Genomic DNA, 16,393 nt, shown 5'->3' on the forward strand with positions numbered 1-16,393 from the left:
GCCGGCCCCCGGGCTGGAAGACTCGTCAGGGCTGGACGGCCGCGGTGGCGGCCTTCGCGGCATGCGGCAGGGCGTCGGCGATGATCGAGAATGCGGTGTCGTCCATGGCGGCGGAGACGAACCACGCCTCGAACGCGCTCGGCGGCGGGTACACCCCGCGCGAGAGCAGTCCGTGGAAGAAGGCCGGGAAGCGCCAGGTCTGCGCGGCCTTGGCCTCGGCGTAGTTGGTCACCGGGTCTTCGCTGAAGAACACGCTGAGCATGGTGCCCGCGGTCTGCACGCGGTGCGGCACGCTCGCCGCGGTCAGTGCGTCGGACAGCAGCGTGCGGAGGGTGGCGCTGTTGCGCTCGAGGGCGTCGTACACGCCCTGGTCGGCGGCGCGCAGGCTGGCGAGCCCGGCGGCGACGGCGACGGGGTTCCCGGACAGGGTGCCTGCCTGGTAGACGGGTCCGGCGGGGGCGAGGTGGGCCATGACGTCGGCGCGGCCACCGAACGCCGCGGCGGGCAGACCGCCGCTCATCACCTTGCCGAACGTGTAGAGGTCACCGGCGACGCCGTCGAGTCCGTACCAGCCGGCGGAGCTGACCCGGAATCCGGTCATCACCTCGTCCATGATGAGCAGCGCACCGTTGTCGCGGGTCAGCGTGCGCAGGCCCTCGTTGAATCCGGGCTGCGGCGCGACCGCGCCCATGTTGCCCGCGGCGGCCTCGGTGATGACGCACGCGATCTGGCCGTCGTTGGCGGCGAACGCCTGGGCGACGGCGTCGAGATCGTTGTAGGGCACGACGATGGTGTCCTCAGCCTGCGCGCCGGTCACGCCGGGCGACGTGGGGAGGCCGAACGTGGCGAGTCCCGAACCGGCATCGGCGAGCAGCGCGTCGACGTGTCCGTGGTAGCAGCCGGAGAACTTGAGGACCTTGGTCCGGCCGGTGAATCCGCGGGCGAGGCGGACGGCGCTCATGGTGGCCTCGGTGCCGGAGTTGACCAGCCGCACCTTCTCCACCGGCGCGACGCGGCGGACGATCTCCTCGGCCAGTTCGATCTCACCCTCGGTGGGCGCACCGAACGAGAGTCCGGTGGTGGCGGCCTTCTGCACGGCCTCGACGACGGCGGGGTGCGCGTGCCCGAGGATCATCGGTCCCCAGGAGCAGATGAGGTCGACGTAGTCGTTGCCGTCGACGTCGGTGAGCGTGTAGCCGGACGCTTCCCTGATGAACCGCGGGGTGCCGCCGACCGAGTGGAAGGCCCGCACCGGAGAGTTGACGCCGCCGGGAATGACCAGATCAGCCCTCTCGAAGAGCTGGGCGGAGCGGGAAGCGTGCACGTCGGGGTCACCGGAGGAAACAGTCACGGCCTCCAGTGTCCCAGTTCTGTCGAATTTGCCAACGACAGGGTGTAGTGGGTGGCAAGGATCACTCTGCCCGCTCCGGCGCTTCGCGACGTTCCGGGACGAGCGAGGCGAACATCGCGCGCATCTCCTCGGACAGTTTCATCAGCTCCACGTAGCCGCCGAGCGGGCCGCCGTCCAGGTAGGCGAACTCCATCCCGACGCCCTCGACCGGCCCTGCTGGACCACCGGCAGTCCACGGCGCGCGGCCTCGGCGAGGGTGGCCTCGAAGTCCTCGGGCACCCACGCCACGTGGTGGATGCCGTCCGGGAGCCGCAACCAGCGCGCGACGCCCAACTGCTCCGTGAAGTACCGTTCCGCCGATTCGATGTCGTCGACGACCCAGCAGATCTGGAAGATCGGGCCCTCTACGAGACTCATGCCATCTCCCGTTGTCCACCGAGTACACGGCTCCGTGGATGGCGGCGGCGTCGTCGGAGGCGAGGAAGGCCACCGTCTTCGCCACGCCCCCGGGTTCCATCAACCCTCTCGGGGAGGCCGACTTCATGACGAGGTCGAAGTCGACACCGTCCGGAAACGCGAAGTTCGTGACCTGCGGCGTCATCATCCCGCCCGGGCAGACGGCGTTGATCCGCAGCGGGGTGCCGTTGAGAAGATGCGGCAACGCTGCCCGCGAGAGGTAGAACGGCCCGTTCAGGTTCACGGCGAGGTCCCGGGCCCAGTCGTCGTCCGTTACGTCGGCGGTGTGCCGGAGGGTGTGCGATCCGGCGACGTTGACCAGCACGTCGAGACCGCCGAGCCCGGAGACGCAGGCCGCAACGGCCGCACTGCACGCATCCGGCGACGCCACGTCGGCGGGCACACAGCTCCCCGCCGCTTCGGGTCCGGCGATCTCGATCATGGCCTGTCGCAGTGCATCCCCGCTCCGGGCGACCCCGAAGACGCGGGCTCCCCGGTCGGTGAGGATCCGGGCGACGGCGTGTCCGAGCCCCGAGGAGGCCCCGGTGACGAGAGCGACTTTCCCTGCGAACGTTCCCCGATCCGAGTCATCCATCAGTCGATGTTGCACCGCGTGCCGTTCGGAGGTTCACAGATTGCCGCGGGCCGCTTGTTCGCGCTCGATGGATTCGAAGAGCGCCCGGAAGTTGCCTGCCCCGAACCCGAGTGATCCGTGCCGTTCGATCACCTCGAAGAACACGGTCGGCCGGTCACCGAGCGGTTTGGTGAAGACCTGCAGGAGGTACCCGTCCTCGTCGCGGTCGACGAGGATTCCGCGTTTCTGCAGTTCCTCCACCGGCACCCGCACCGTGCCGATGCGGGCACGCAGTTGCGGATCCTCGTAGTAGGCATCGGGTGTGGCCAGGAATTCGACGCCCTCCGCGCGCAGCGCGTCGACGGTGGCGAGGATGTCACCGGTCGCGAGGGCCAGGTGCTGGCAGCCCGGCTCCCCGTAGAACTCGAGATATTCGTCGATTTGCGACTTCTTCTTTCCCACCGCCGGTTCGTTGAGTGGGAACTTCACCCGGTGGTTGCCGTTCGCCACGACCTTCGACATGAGCGCCGAGTACTCGGTGGCGATGTCGTCGCCGACGAATTCGGCCATGTTCGTGAATCCCATGACCCGGTTGTAGAACCGCACCCAGTGATCCATGCGGCCCATCTCGACGTTGCCGACCGCGTGGTCGAGCGCCTGGAACAGTCGTGTCGGTTTCCCCGGCCGCGCCGCGTAACCGCTGGAGCGCGAGACGAATCCGGGCAGGTAGGGGCCGTCGTACCGGCTGCGGTCGACGAGGGTGTGCCGGGTGCTGCCGTAGGTGGCGATCGCCGCGAGCCGCACGGTGCCGTGCCGATCCGTGACGTCGCGCGGCTCCTCGAGGATGGTGGCCCCCTGTGAGCGTGCGTGTGCGATGCAGCGGTCGACGTCGAGCACCTCCATGGCGAGGTCCACCACGCCGTCGCCGTGGGCCCGGTGGTGGTCGGCGAGCGGGCTCTTCGGATCCACGGCGCCGTGCAGCACGAATCGCGCCGTTCCGGATTCGAGGACGAACGACTTGTGCGAGCGCTGACCGGTCTCCGGCCCGGCATAGGCGACGAGGGTCATCCCCCAGGTGGAGACGAAGTACTGCATGCTCTGCGTCGCGTTGCCGCACACGAACACGACGGCGTCCATCGCGACCACGGGAAACGGATCCGATGCGTCGTCGTGTTCGACGAGACCGACCAGCTGCCGGAGCTCGTCGGACTCCAGTTGTGCGGCCACCTCACGGGGCGTCAGGCGAATGTCGGTGGTAGTCATACCTCACTGTGATCCAGCACACACCGCTGCGCAACGGTGCTCCTTGACGCTGCTCATTCTGTACACAATGCTGGATGAAAATACCGATCGACCCTACATCTTGACCAGGGACGCCATGAACATCGATCAACTCGACGCCGCACTGCTGGACCTGCTCCACGCCGAACCGAAGGTCGGGGTGCTCGAGGCCTCGCGACGCCTGGGAGTGGCCCGCGGCACCGTCCAGGCGCGACTCGACCGGCTCGAACGCACCGGCGTGATCACCAGTTCGGCACCGACCCTCGACCCGGAGGCGCTGGGGTTCCCGGTGGTCGCGTTCGCCACCCTCGAGATCGCCCAGGGCAACGGGCACGCCGCGGTCGTCGAGCACCTGAGCGCCATCCCCGAAGTGCTCGAGGCGCACACGATCACCGGCGCCGGCGACGTCCTCGTCCGGGTGGTGGCCCGCACCCACGCCGACCTGCAGCGGGTGATCAACTCGATCGTCGACGGGCACAACGTCCTTCGTTCGTCGACGGTCATCGCGACGCAGACCCAGATCGCGCTGCGTCACGACCAGCTCGTCCGCGCCGCGGTCCCGCCGCGCGCCTAGCGGTCCTCGGGACCCAGTTCGTCGAGCAGCGCACTGAGCAGGTGGCAGGCGTCGTCGAAACGGTCGTGGCCGACGAGGCTGCCCCAGTGGTGCTCGATCTCGGCGACACGCATCGCGGCGTCCTGCAGCGCCTGCCGCCCCCGCGCGGTCGGGACGACGAGTTTGGCGCGCCGGTCCCGCGTGTCCGGCACCCGCTCGACGTACCCGAGTTGCTCGAGATCGTTGATCAGTTCGGACGTGGCGGACAGACTCAATTCGGCCCGGGCGGCGATCTCGGTCAGCCGCCGCCCGTCCCAGCCGATGTTGCCGAAGATCTGCAGATGCGGTGGCCGGATGTCGCCGTACCCGCGCTCCGCCATGGGTTCGCTCAGCTCCCGGCGGAACTCGTGCAGCAGACGGACCAGCAACTGTCCTACCGCCGGCCGATCGGTCGGCAGACCACTTGACCGTTCCATGACACAGGAGAATACTACGGTTACCGAAGTTTCGGTTTCCGAAGCAATTCTCGAAACGTCACTCACCTGGGGCATCCCATGGATACACAAGCGATCACCAGCACGATCCCGACGGGCGTCGGGAACCTCGCCGTCCACGTCACCGGCAGCGGACCTCCGACCGTGCTGTGGCACAGCCTTTTCGTCGACTCGACGACGTGGGCTCCCCTGCGCAGCCATCTGGTCGCGCACCGTCGGCTGATCTCGATCGACGGACCCGGCCACGGGGCGAGCACCGCCGTGCAGCGACGGTTCACGCTGGAGGAGTGCGCCGCGGCAGCCGTCGCCGTCCTCGACGCGCTCGACGTCACCGAACCCGTCGACTGGGTGGGCAACGCCTGGGGTGGACACGTCGGACTCGTCGCGGCCGCCCACAGTCCCGACCGATGCCGCACCGTCGTCACGATCGGGACACCGACCCAAGCCCTCACCCGACGGGAACGCGCCCGGATCGTGCCGATGGTGTGGGCCTACCGCCTCGCCGGGCCGATTCCGCCGCTCACGACCGCGGTGATGAACGTCCTTCTCGGCAAGGAGCTTTCACGAACGTACCCGCAACAGTTCCAGGCCGTCTCCCGGACCTTCCGGCAGGCGCCGCGGCGGGGCATGCACGAGGCGATGCAGTCGGTCATGCTGCACCGCGAGGGGTTGGACCCCCTGCTCCCCCGGATCGGTGCACCGACGCTGATGATCGTCCCCCGCGCAGACACGATGATCTCCCTCGAGCAGGCACGGGCCGCCGCGGCGACGATGCCGCACGCCGCGGCCACCACGGTGGACGGTGCCGGACACGTCACACCGCTGATCGCGGATCCGGGCACGCTCGCCGACGTGATCACCGAGTTCTGGCGTGACCCGAGCCGCACCGTGATCACCGCGTCGGCGGACCTGCCGTGACGAGCGGCCGTCCGGTGCCGGACCCCGTCGGTCCGGGGCAGGAGTCGGTGTGGGACTACCCGCGACCGCCCGCGGTCCGGCGGAGCGACGAGTTGGTGGAGGTGTGGTTCGGCGGACAACTCGTCGCACGCACCCGCACCCCGTTGCGCGTGCTCGAGACGAGCCACCCGCCGACGTACTACCTGCCGCGGTCGTGCTTCGCCGACGGCGTCCTGCGTCCGGTCACCGGCAGCACGGTGTGCGAGTGGAAGGGGCGGGCAGACTATTTCGACGTCGTCGCCGGCGAGCACGTCGCCGAACGTGCGGCGTGGCACTATCCGCGGCCGGTCGCCGGCTACGACCTCCTTCTCGGGCACGTGGCGGTCACACCGATTTCGATGGACGGATGCTTCGTCGACGGCGAACGGGCGCGACCCCAGGTGGGAGGCTTCTACGGCGGCTGGATCACCTATCGGGTGGTCGGCCCCTTCAAGGGCGGGCCCGGCAGTCGTTTCTGGTGAACCCCTACCCCCACGGCGGCCGGTCGTCGACGACGAGGGCGACGAACCACGGCAGGGGAATCGACATCCCGATGACCCCCACCGCCAGCCATGGGTTGCCGATGAGTCCGTAGACCACCGCCGACAGCACGAAGGCGAGAAGCCTGCCCGCCGTCACGATCACGTACCGGCGCACCCGCAGCCGATGCCGTTCGTCCAGTGACACCGACGCGCTGGTGATGCTGATCGGATGGCGGTGAGCACTCACGAGGCAGGAGTACCCGGTACCGGCGAACCGAACCCACAACCCGTCGCGGCGGCCGTCTACTGTCGAGTCATGGCCACCACAGCTGACCACCTGAGAAGCACACTCGACGGACGCTGGCGGGAGGTACGCGAGCGCGTCAGGGCGGAATTGTCCGGCACTCCCGACTTCGCCCCGCACTACACCCCCGACCTCGACGAGGCCCGCGCCAAGACGCTGGCACAGTTGCGCCTGCTCGCGAGCAACGGCTACGCGGCCGCCGGGTTCGCGAAAGATCACGGCGGCACCGGTGACGCGGGCGCCGCCGTCACGAGCATCGAGATGCTCGCGATGTCCGACCTGTCGCTGATGGTCAAGGCCGGCGTGCAATGGGGACTGTTCGGCGGCGCGATCGAGAACCTCGGCACGGCGCGCCACCACGAGGCGTACGTGAAGCGTCTCGTCGACCTGGATCTGCTGGGGTGTTTCGCGATGACCGAGACGGGTCACGGCAGCGACGTGCAGGCGCTCGAGACCACCGCCACGTACGATCCGGACACGGCCGAATTCGTCGTCCACTCCCCCACACCGTCCTCCCGCAAGGACTACATCGGCGGCGCGGCACAGCACGCGACAACGGCCGCGGTGTTCGCGCAGTTGATCACGGGCGGCGAGTCCCGGGGCGTGCACTGTTTCGTCGTGCCGATCCGGGACGAGGACGGCAACGACCTCCCCGGCGTCCACACGTCGGACTGCGGCTACAAGGGCGGCCTCCCCGGCGTCGACAACGGCCGAATCACGTTCGACCAGGTGCGAATTCCGCGGGAGAACCTGCTCAACAAGTACGCCGACGTCGAGCCGGACGGCACGTACACGTCGCCGATCGACAACGCGAACCGCCGCTTCTTCACGATGGTGGGCACTCTGGTGCGCGGACGCGTCACCGTCGGCGGGTCCGCGGGCGCCGCCGCCCGTGTCGCTCTGGCGATCGCCACCCGGTATGCCTTGCAGCGCAGGCAGTTCAACGCACCGCAGGCCGAGGACGAGGTGCTGCTCATGGATTACCTCGTCCATCAGCGCAGGCTGTTCCCGCTGATCGCACGGTCCTACGCACTGCAATTCGCCCAGAACGAGCTTGTCGCGAAGATGCACGAGATTCAGAGCCGCGACGACGCCGACCCCCAGGAACAGCGCGAACTCGAGGGCCGTGCCGCCGGGCTCAAGGTGGCGAACACCTGGCACGCCACCCGCGCGATCCAGGAGGCCCGGGAAGCGTGCGGCGGCGCCGGGTACATGGCCGAGAACCGGCTCACGGCACTGAAGGCGGACACCGACGTGTTCACCACGTTCGAGGGCGACAATCACGTCCTGACACAGCTGGTGGCCAAGGAACTGCTCACCTCGTACGCGGACGAGGTGCGCGGCATGAGCCCCGTCGAATGGATGCGGTTCGCGGCCACGACGGTCTCCGACGTCGTCAAGAAGCGCACCGCCGCACAGCAGATCATCCAGACGATCCTCGACACCCGTCAGGACAACGAGGAGGACGGCAGCCTCTTCAACCGCGGCACCCAGCTCACGATGTTCGAGGACCGGGAGCAGTACCTGCTCTCGACCGCCGCCCGCCGCCTGCAGGGTGCGCAGAAACGCGAGGAGAACCCGTTCGACGCCTTCAATTTCGTGCAGGACCATGTGCTGCACGCCGCGCAGGCCCACATCGACCGGGTCGTGCTCGAGGCGTTCGTCGCCGGCATCGACGAGTGCGAGGACGACGAGGCCCGCGACCTGCTGAGCGATGTCTGCGACCTCTACGCGCTGAGCGTGATCGAGGACGACAAGGCGTGGTTCATGGAACACCGGCAGCTGTCGGTGGAGCGGTCGAAGGCGGTGCAGCGGGGAATCAACGAGCGGTGCCGGTCGTTGCGGCCGCACGCGCAGGCGCTGATCGAGGGGCTCGGGGTTCCCGAGGCGCTACTCGGCTCCGCGATGCTCGACGGTCCCGGGACCGACACCGTCCGCAAGACCCAGATCTTCCGGTGACGGGGCCGGCTCGGCGGGTTCGCCCGCCGGGCCTGGCCGTAGCCGGCGCACCGAATCGATCACCAGCAGTCCGGCGACCGCCACCAGTGCGGCGGCGACGGCGATCCACGACCCGGAATACGCGGTGCCCTCGAACGAGGGCGCACCCGGCGCGACGGGACCGAATTCCGATGTGACCCGGGCGTGGTTCCAGCACCACACCGCGACGGCGAGGGCAGCCACCGCGCCGAGCCACTCCGCTGCCGCCGTCACGGTCCGGCGGTTCATTCGGCAGATCCTCCCGCCGATTTCGCGAGCAGCGATTCGAGTTGCGCCCGCAATGCCGCGTCGTCCTTCGCCCACGCCTGCACCAGGGCGCCGCCCCGCAGTCGCAGTCCGATGCCCTTCCGGCGGCGGGGAACCGCGGACAGTTCGCCCAGACTCCGGGCGGTTTCCCACGGCTGCTGCTCGTACAACTCGGGGTCGGCGGGTGGCATGATCTTCAGGATCTCGGCAATTGGCAGGTCTTCGGTGCCCTGCCGCAACGACGACGTCGTGAGTTCGACGCTCGCATGCCTGCGGGCGGCCACCACCTGCACGTAGACGAACCCGCTGAGCAGCACCGCGAACAGCGACAGCGCGAACCAGTGCACCACGGGGCCGGTGAGCAGTTCGATGACCAATGCGATCAGGCAGAACACCGGACCGAACGCCACCATCCGCCAGCGGGCACCCGGCTCACTGAACAGGACAGCAGTGTCGTTCACCCGCTCATCCTGCGACATCGCGGTCCGCGAGGAAAACGTGGGGCTCGTCAGGAGAGCACGCCGGGGATCACGACGAGCAACAGAGTCAGCAGCACGAAGGCCACGATGATCGCGAACATCATTGCTTCTTTGCGAGACCCGTGTGCTCGATCGTCAGCGCGCATGGAGAAAAGTCCTTCGGTCGAAATGAAGTCTGCCGTTCTACCTCTTGTGACGTACTTCACGGTACATCTTTATATTTCACGAGCAAATCGAAGCTACTCGGCGGAGGGGGGCAACCTCAGGAAGTAGCTGTTGGAATCCTTGCGGTGCATCAGCACGACGGCGCCGACGGCCACCACGGCCTGCAGGATCTGCACGCCGCCGAGTGCGAGCGCGGTTCCGGTTCCGTCCGATCCGATGCCGAAGAGCACCGGGATCGTCCACACCACCATCATCACGCACGCGATGGTGATCAGCATCCTGGCCCAGTTCCGGCCCTTCCGCATGAAGTGCACGAACAGGACGAAGAGCCCGGTGAGGATCAGGATGAGGACGACCGTGAATCCGATACCCACGTAGAACAGCTTCTCCACGCCGTCGCGGGTCATGTCGACCTCGCCGGACGTGAAGCTGGGGTTCTTCATCAGTTCGTCGACGAACGTCGACTTCTCCCCCACCACCAGGACCATCGCGCCCAGCGCCTGGATCAGGCCGAGCACGGCCACCGCCCACAGCAACTGGGCCGCGGTGCCTACGTCGACCGGTGCCGGACGTTCGGGCTCCGGCTGCGGCACCGGCGGGGGGTACGGGAAATTGTGCTGAGACGGGCCCTGCTGATGCGGGGCCTGGTGCGGCGGTGTCGGTGGCCACTGCTGGGTCATGGCACCACCGTATCCGCCTGCGCGGCGATCACAACCAGCCGGCCGCTTCGGTCGCCCAGTACGTCAGCACGACGTCGGCGCCCGCGCGGCGGATGCTGGTGAGCGATTCGAGGATCGCGGCGTCCCGGTCGATCCAGCCGTTCTGCGCGGCGGCCGTGATCATCGAGTACTCACCCGAGATCTGATACGCCGCAACGGGCACCGGAGAGCGGTCCGCCGTCTCGCGCAGGATGTCCAGGTAGGACATCGCCGGCTTCACCATCACCATGTCGGCGCCCTCGTCGAGGTCGAGGTCCACCTCACGCAACGATTCGCGGCGGTTCGCCGAATCCTGTTGATAAGTACGGCGATCGCCCTGCAACGACGAACCCACCGCCTCACGGAAGGGCCCGTAGAACGCGGACGCGTACTTCGCCGAGTACGCGAGCTGACCGACGTCGGTGTAGCCCGCGCCGTCGAGTGCCTTCCGGATGGCGCCGACCTGGCCGTCCATCATTCCGCTCGGCCCGAGCAGATGCGCACCGGCCTCGGCCTGCGCGACCGCCATGTCGACGTACCGCTGCAGCGTGAGGTCGTTGTCCACCGCACCGTTCGCGTCGAGAACACCGCAGTGGCCGTGGTCGGTGAACTCGTCCAGGCAGGTGTCCGCCATGATCACCGTAGAGTCGCCGACTTCGTCTGCGAGCCAGCGTAATCCGCGGTTCAAAATGCCGTCCGGATCGGACGCGCCCGAACCCTCGGCATCCTTGTCGTCGGGACGCGGCACCCCGAAGAGCATGAGCCCACCGAGCCCCGCCTCGGCCGCTTCCGTGGCCGCCCGCCGCAGCGAGTCGGGGGTGTGCTGAAACACGCCGGGCATCGACGAGATCTCACGAGGCTCGTCGATCCCGTCCGCCACGAACATCGGCAACACGAGATGCCTTGGCTCGAGCGAAGTCTCGGCCACAAGGCGGCGCAGCGCCGGCGTCCTGCGGAGCCGTCGCGGCCGGTGGGTCGGGAACAAGGACATGCCCTCCTTCGTCGGGCCCGTGCGCCTTTTTGGTAGTGGGAACAACCAAAAAGGCGCACAGGCGCGTAGCGCCTATCGCCGTGCGCGGGACTTCTTGCGCGGCGGGGGCAGTGCGCCCTCGGCGCGCAGGCGCGCGGCGTGCTCTGCGAGAGCCTCCACCAGCGGGCCGACCTGAGCGGACTCCGGCTGCACGTCCACGCGCAGGCCGAACTCGATGGCCGTCTCGGCGGTCTTCGGGCCGATGCAGGCGACGAGGGTGCGTGCGTGCGGCTTTCCGGCGATGCCGACGAGGTTGCGGACCGTCGAGGACGAGGTGAAGCAGACGGCGTCGAATCCACCGGTCTTGATCATCTCGCGGGTCTCGGCCGGCGGCGGCGCGGCCCGGACGGTGCGGTACGCGGTGACGTCGTCGATTTCCCAGCCGCGTTCGCGCAGGCCCTCGGCGAGCGTCTCGGTGGCGATGTCGGCGCGGGGCAGGAGAACCCGGTTGACCGGGTCGAAAACGTCGTCGTACGGGGCGAATTCGGCCAACAGGCCTTCGCTCGACTGCTCGCCGGACGGCACGAGTTCGGGGTTGATTCCGAACGAGCGCACCTTGGCGGCGGTGGCCTCACCGATGCAGGCGATCTTGACGCCGGAGAACGCGCGGGCGTCGAGCCCGAACTCCTCGAACTTCTCCCACACCGCACGCACCGCGTTGGTGGAGGTGAAGACCACCCACTGGTAGCGACCGTCGACGAGGCCCTTGACGGACCGTTCCATCTGCGCCGGGCTGCGGGGCGGCTCGACGGCGATGGTGGGCACCTCGATCGGGATGGCGCCGTGGGTGACGAGGCGGTCGCTCATCTCGCCTGCCTGATCCTTGGTGCGCGGCACCAGGACCTTCCAGCCGTACAGCGCGCGCGACTCCCACCAGGACATCTTGTTGCGCTGGGCGACCACCTTGCCGACCGTCACGACCAGCGAACCGACCAGTTCGGAGCCGGCCTCGTTCAGCGTCGCGAGGGTGGCCTCCACGGTGCGCTGTTGCCGGGTGGTGCCGCGGACGGTGATGGCGGCCGGGGTCTGCGGGGCCAGGCCGTGCTCGACGAGCGCGCTCGCCGTCTCGGCGAGGTGACCCGACGTGGCGTGCAGGACCAGCGGTCCGGGTGCGGCGGCCAAAGCGGCCCAGTCGACCTCGCCGCGGACGTCGGCCTCGGTGTGTCCCGATCCCAGTGCCATGCCGGCGTAGGAGGGGACGGCGGACGCGGACGGCAGGCCCGGCAGGACCTCGAACTGCACCTGGGTGCGGGCCACGGCGGTGACCTCGGCGATCACGGAGTCGGTGGTCAGCGGATCGCCGGACACCAGACGCACGACGTCGTGGCCGTTCCGCGCCTCGTGGACGAGGGTCTTCGCGACCTCCGCCGGCTCACCCAGTGCGGGCCGGACCTCGGCGAGCGGCTCACCGGTCTCGGCGTCGACGCCCAGCTCGGTGCCCACGAGGACGGTGACGCCCTTGTCGACGTCGGGGTCGGTGAAGGCGAGGGTGGCTGCGGCAAGGACGTCCCGTGCGTGCACGGTGAGCAGTGCCGGATCGCCCGGTCCGGATCCCACGAACAGGATTCGTCCGGGGGTGTTCTTACGGACTCGGCTCATCGGTAATTCTCCAGTGCGATCATGTGTCGAGATGGGTACAGGAAGCGGATCGGCCGATCAGTCGGCCTTCGCACATCAAACATCGGCATCACCGGCCTCGGTGACATTCATCAGCTCCCGCGCACCGAGCTCGAGAAGCTCCCGCGCGACGGAGCGGCCGAGTTCTTCGGCGTTCTCCGGGGAGCCCACGGCCCCCGTGCGTATGACGTCGGAACCGTCGATGGCCGCGGCGCAGCCCCGGACGGACAATTCGTCGAAGATGCGGCCGTCGTCGTCGAGGGATTCGACGACCTCGGCGATGGCGCCGACGGGCGCGGTGCAGCCGGCCTCGAGTTCCGCGAGCAAGGCGCGTTCCGCCGTGACGGCGGCGCGGCTGTTCGGGTCGTCGAGCTCGGACAGGATCGCGACGAGTGCCGTGTTGACCGACAGGCATTCGACGGCGAGCGCGCCCTGCGCGGGTGCGGGAAGCATCTGAACCGGTTCGAGGGACTCGGTGATCAGGTCCAGTCGACCGATTCGCGCCAGGCCGGCCCGGGCCAGGACGACGGCGTCGAGTTCGCCGGATTCGACCTTGCCGAGGCGCCGCTGCAGGTTGCCGCGCAGCGGCTGGATGTCGAGGCCGAGGCCCAGGGCCCGCAACTGCGACGTGCGCCGAGGTGCGGACGTGCCGACCTTCGAACCGGCGGGCAGCTCACCGAGGACCAGTCCGTCGCGGGCCACGAGCGCGTCGCGGGGATCCTCGCGCGGCGGGATGGCCGCGATCGTGAACCGCTCGTCGCGGGCGGTCGGCAGGTCCTTGTAGGAGTGGACGGCCACGTCGACCCGGCCGTCGGCGAGCGCTTCGCGGAGTTCGGCGGTGAAGACGCCGACACCGATCTTCTCCACCGATTCCATGGACTGGTCGCCCTTGGTCTTGATGATGACGAGTTCGGCGTCGTGCCCGGCCGAGATCAGTGCGTCGCGCACGGTGCCGGCCTGGGTGGTCGCGAGCTCACTCCCACGGGTTCCGATCCGCAGCGTACGGGTGCCGACGGCGCTCATGCCTGCGATCCCTTCCCGTGGTTGTCATCTGTGACGAAGCGGCGCAGGAGCGGGTCCTGGCCTGCGAAGAAGCCTTCCGTGATGTCGATGGCGCCCAGGTCGGCGCCACCGAGTTCGGTGGGCTTCGCGACGGCCTCGACGGATCCGGGGCTGAGTTCGAACAATTCGCGCAGGGCGGCGGCGTAGGAGTCGCCTCCGGGCGCGGAGGCGAGTTGCTTCACCCGGACGGTGGGTGCGTGCAGGAGTTTGTCGACCACTCGCCGCACTGTGCGCGCGACCTCGTCGCGCTCGGGATCGTCGAGTCCGGGCAGACGCGAATCCAGTCGCATGAGCTCCGCCTCGACCACGTCCGCCGCGCGCTGGCGCAGGGCCGTGACGGTCGGCGTGACCTCAGCCAGCCGCTGGCCCGCGAGGTAGTTGGCGAGTTCGGCGGCGACGATCGTCCGCGCGGCGTCCGCGTCGGATGCGGCCGCGCCCGCGGCGGGATCGCGCTGCAGCGATTCCATGTCGAGGACGGTGACCCCGGGCAGACCGGACACGGCGGGTTCGACGTCGCGGGGCAGTCCGAGGTCGCAGATGACGAGGGGACGTTCGGCGTCGCGGCCGGGCTGTGCCAGCGCGCGGTGGGTGTCCGCGAGCGTGACGACGGCGCCGACCGCGCCGGTACAGGTCACGAGGACGTCTGCCTGGGCCATCGCGTCCGGGAGTTCGGCCAGTTCGAGGGCCTCCGCTGCGACGCCGTTGGAGCGGGCCGTGTCGGCGAGGTGTTCGGCACGCTCCTTGGTGCGGTTCACGACGACGATGCGGCCGATTCCGGCACGGGTGAGGTGTGCGACGGACAGGCCGCCCATCGATCCGGCGCCGACCACGACGGCGGTGCGTCCGGTCAGTCCGCCTGCGCCGACGATGCCGGCGGCGCGGTCGAGGGCCACGGACACGACGGACGCGCCCGCGGAGTCGATGCCGGTCTCCGAGTGCACCCGCTTGCCGACGCGCAGCGCCTGCTGTGCGAGTTCGTGCAGCGTGCGGCCCGCGGCCTGCTGGGCGTCGGAGGACGCGTACGCGGTCCGGATCTGCCCCAGGATCTGCTGCTCGCCGATGACCATCGAGTCGAGACCGCTGGCCACGGCGAACAGGTGCTCCGCCGCAGCCTCGCTGTAGCGGACGTACGCGTGCCGGTGCAGATCGGTGAGATCGAGCCCCGAATGGTCGGCGAGCAGTTCGCCGACCTCGGCCAGCGCACCGTGGAACGCATCGACGACGGCGTAGATCTCCACCCGGTTGCAGGTGGAGACGATCATCGCCTCCGAGATGTGCGACGACGCCAGAAGCTTGTCCGTCAACTTCGGGCGATCGGTGTCGGTGACAGCCACCCGCTCGAGAACCGGCACCGGGGCCGTCCTGTGCGAGACCCCGACAAGTAGAACACTCACGGCGCGATCACTGATCCGTTTCTTGGTGCGGTGGACGGGACAGCCGAATGTCCGATGCGGACGCGGGGAGCGGTGGGTACCGATTCCGTGTTGCGTGCGCTGTTGAACGACAGGACCTGCATTTCGACCGCGAGGTCGACGCGGCGCATCTCGACGTGATCGGGGACGTCGAGGGAGGTGGGCGAGAAGCTGAGGATGCAGCGCAGTCCGGCGCGCACGAGGCGGTCGGCGACTTCCTGCGCTGCCTCCTCAGGGGTCGAGATGACGCCGATAGTGGCTTCGAGTTCGACGCAGGCCTGCTCGAGTTCGTCGACGTGCCGCACGGTGAGATCGCCCACCGGCGCACCGACCCGGGCCGGGTCGCTGTCGAACAGTCCGACCATGGAGAACCCGCGACGACCGAAACCGCCGTAGCCGGCGAGCGCCTGGCCGAGGTTGCCGACGCCGACGAGCACCACCTTGTGTCCGCGGTCCAGGCCGAGCGCCCGCTCGATGCGGGCCCGCAGGCGCGTCACGTCGTAGCCGACGCCGCGCACGCCGTTCGGCCCCAGGAAGGAAAGGTCCTTGCGAAGCTTCGCCGAGCCGACACCCGAAGCGGCGGCGAGTTCCTCGCTCGAGACGATGATCGTGCCGCGTTCGGTCAGCACTCCGAGGACCCGCAGGTACGTCGCGAGGCGCGTCACCGTAGCCTGGGGGATGTCCCGCGATTCGGGGAGCGGGGCCGCGCCGGTGACCGAGGGGGCCGGTGACCCGACCACAGACCGCCCGACCGCCCCCGTGACGCCAGGGGCCACAGACCCATGCGTCTGGTGCGTTTCGGTCACGTCGTTGGCTCCTCGTCCGACCGGCATTCGATGCCGTTCTTCACGATGCTCCGGGGAATTGTTCACACCACGGTAACTGCTTGTGAACCCATGCACAAAGTCGCTGCGACTGCGCGACATGCGGTCCTACCTGCACGGCATCGGAAGATCGCCCTTTTAGGGTTCCCTTACTTGCGTAAATCCGAGCGAAGGCGCTCTTCGTCGACCTCCCAGTAACTGTGCTCACGTCCGTCGAGCAACACCACCGGCAATCGGTCACCGAATTCGGCCCGGATCTCGGGGTCGGTGGCCGCCGCCTCGTCGACGTCTATGCACGTCAGTTCCAGCCCGAACTCCTCGCACAGAACCAGCAGCCGCTCGCGGGCCGGCGCGCACGCACCGCACCCCGCCCTCGTGAGAAGCGTCACCTCGTGTCCGCCCGTGCCCATGCCCCGTCACTTCCTTTCGAC

At 68.9% G+C, this 16,393-nt stretch carries 16 protein-coding genes and 2 pseudogenes; 4 read left to right on the top strand and 14 right to left on the bottom strand.

Annotated elements, in window-relative coordinates:
- Positions 1–25 precede the first annotated feature (25 nt).
- The 3 genes and pseudogenes from hemL to hppD all read right to left on the bottom strand — a co-directional run bounded on the left by hemL (position 26) and on the right by hppD (position 3,644).
- Positions 26–1,351 carry a glutamate-1-semialdehyde 2,1-aminomutase gene (hemL, locus tag MLGJGCBP_RS36425; protein ID WP_160101998.1) on the bottom strand — a complete coding sequence of 442 codons (1,326 nt, stop codon included), beginning with the start codon at positions 1,349–1,351 and terminating at the stop codon, positions 26–28.
- Positions 1,352–1,772: 421 nt separating this feature from the next.
- A pseudogene (locus MLGJGCBP_RS36435) lies at positions 1,773–2,402 on the bottom strand (SDR family NAD(P)-dependent oxidoreductase); the annotation flags it as partial.
- A 33-nt stretch (positions 2,403–2,435) separates the two neighbouring features.
- Entirely contained in the window at positions 2,436–3,644 is a 1,209-nt protein-coding gene (hppD, locus tag MLGJGCBP_RS36440) for a 4-hydroxyphenylpyruvate dioxygenase (protein ID WP_087561646.1), read from the bottom strand.
- Between the two features lie 115 nt (positions 3,645–3,759).
- On the opposite strand from hppD, the pseudogene MLGJGCBP_RS36445 reads away from it, so the two are divergent.
- A pseudogene (locus MLGJGCBP_RS36445) lies at positions 3,760–4,273 on the top strand (Lrp/AsnC family transcriptional regulator).
- Here MLGJGCBP_RS36445 and MLGJGCBP_RS36450 read toward each other — a convergent pair.
- The gene (locus MLGJGCBP_RS36450; RefSeq protein WP_160102002.1) at positions 4,233–4,691 is read right to left on the bottom strand and encodes a MarR family winged helix-turn-helix transcriptional regulator; all 459 of its coding nucleotides are present in this window, start codon (positions 4,689–4,691) and stop codon (positions 4,233–4,235) included. The pseudogene MLGJGCBP_RS36445 and the gene MLGJGCBP_RS36450 sit on opposite strands and share 41 nt — an antisense overlap.
- 78 nt (positions 4,692–4,769) lie before the next feature.
- Between MLGJGCBP_RS36450 and MLGJGCBP_RS36455 the strand changes: the two genes are divergently transcribed.
- A complete protein-coding gene (locus MLGJGCBP_RS36455) occupies positions 4,770–5,627 on the top strand; it encodes an alpha/beta fold hydrolase (protein ID WP_160102004.1) in 858 nt (285 codons plus the stop codon).
- Entirely contained in the window at positions 5,624–6,127 is a 504-nt protein-coding gene (locus MLGJGCBP_RS36460) for a DUF427 domain-containing protein (protein WP_160102006.1), read from the top strand. Before MLGJGCBP_RS36455 ends, MLGJGCBP_RS36460 begins: the two co-directional genes overlap by 4 nt.
- A gap of 4 nt (positions 6,128–6,131) precedes the next feature.
- Here MLGJGCBP_RS36460 and MLGJGCBP_RS36465 read toward each other — a convergent pair whose 3' ends face one another.
- Positions 6,132–6,374 carry a DUF3099 domain-containing protein gene (locus MLGJGCBP_RS36465; RefSeq protein ID WP_236581571.1) on the bottom strand — a complete coding sequence of 81 codons (243 nt, stop codon included), beginning with the start codon at positions 6,372–6,374 and terminating at the stop codon, positions 6,132–6,134.
- Between the two features lie 69 nt (positions 6,375–6,443).
- Between MLGJGCBP_RS36465 and MLGJGCBP_RS36470 the strand changes: the two genes are divergently transcribed.
- Positions 6,444–8,390 (top strand): acyl-CoA dehydrogenase family protein, encoded by a 1,947-nt coding sequence (locus MLGJGCBP_RS36470; protein ID WP_160102010.1) that lies wholly within the window; start codon positions 6,444–6,446, stop codon positions 8,388–8,390.
- Here the strand turns inward: MLGJGCBP_RS36470 and MLGJGCBP_RS36475 are convergent.
- The 9 genes from MLGJGCBP_RS36475 to MLGJGCBP_RS36515 all read right to left on the bottom strand — a co-directional run bounded on the left by MLGJGCBP_RS36475 (position 8,322) and on the right by MLGJGCBP_RS36515 (position 16,372).
- The gene (locus MLGJGCBP_RS36475) at positions 8,322–8,657 is read right to left on the bottom strand and encodes a hypothetical protein (protein ID WP_087561652.1); all 336 of its coding nucleotides are present in this window, start codon (positions 8,655–8,657) and stop codon (positions 8,322–8,324) included. The genes MLGJGCBP_RS36470 and MLGJGCBP_RS36475 overlap by 69 nt on opposite strands.
- Entirely contained in the window at positions 8,654–9,136 is a 483-nt protein-coding gene (locus tag MLGJGCBP_RS36480; RefSeq protein WP_160102012.1) for a hypothetical protein, read from the bottom strand. The genes MLGJGCBP_RS36475 and MLGJGCBP_RS36480 overlap by 4 nt, the downstream gene beginning before the upstream one ends.
- 257 nt (positions 9,137–9,393) lie before the next feature.
- Entirely contained in the window at positions 9,394–9,999 is a 606-nt protein-coding gene (locus MLGJGCBP_RS36485) for a hypothetical protein (protein ID WP_087561653.1), read from the bottom strand.
- Between the two features lie 28 nt (positions 10,000–10,027).
- Positions 10,028–11,002 carry a porphobilinogen synthase gene (gene hemB, locus MLGJGCBP_RS36490; RefSeq protein ID WP_087561676.1) on the bottom strand — a complete coding sequence of 325 codons (975 nt, stop codon included), beginning with the start codon at positions 11,000–11,002 and terminating at the stop codon, positions 10,028–10,030.
- 78 nt (positions 11,003–11,080) lie between these two features.
- Positions 11,081–12,646 carry a uroporphyrinogen-III synthase gene (locus MLGJGCBP_RS36495; protein ID WP_087561654.1) on the bottom strand — a complete coding sequence of 522 codons (1,566 nt, stop codon included), beginning with the start codon at positions 12,644–12,646 and terminating at the stop codon, positions 11,081–11,083.
- A gap of 75 nt (positions 12,647–12,721) precedes the next feature.
- On the bottom strand, positions 12,722–13,687 hold the full coding sequence (gene hemC / locus MLGJGCBP_RS36500; RefSeq protein ID WP_087561655.1) for a hydroxymethylbilane synthase: 966 nt from the start codon (positions 13,685–13,687) through the stop codon (positions 12,722–12,724).
- A complete protein-coding gene (locus MLGJGCBP_RS36505; RefSeq protein ID WP_087561656.1) occupies positions 13,684–15,120 on the bottom strand; it encodes a glutamyl-tRNA reductase in 1,437 nt (478 codons plus the stop codon). The genes hemC and MLGJGCBP_RS36505 overlap by 4 nt, the downstream gene beginning before the upstream one ends.
- A complete protein-coding gene (locus MLGJGCBP_RS36510) occupies positions 15,117–15,971 on the bottom strand; it encodes a redox-sensing transcriptional repressor Rex (RefSeq protein ID WP_179220448.1) in 855 nt (284 codons plus the stop codon). Before MLGJGCBP_RS36510 ends, MLGJGCBP_RS36505 begins: the two co-directional genes overlap by 4 nt.
- A 140-nt stretch (positions 15,972–16,111) precedes the next feature.
- The gene (locus MLGJGCBP_RS36515; protein ID WP_087561658.1) at positions 16,112–16,372 is read right to left on the bottom strand and encodes a glutaredoxin family protein; all 261 of its coding nucleotides are present in this window, start codon (positions 16,370–16,372) and stop codon (positions 16,112–16,114) included.
- Positions 16,373–16,393: the final 21 nt, after the last annotated feature.

The organism is Rhodococcus sp. T7 (assembly GCF_009872365.1).
Lineage (GTDB): Bacteria > Actinomycetota > Actinomycetes > Mycobacteriales > Mycobacteriaceae > Rhodococcus_F.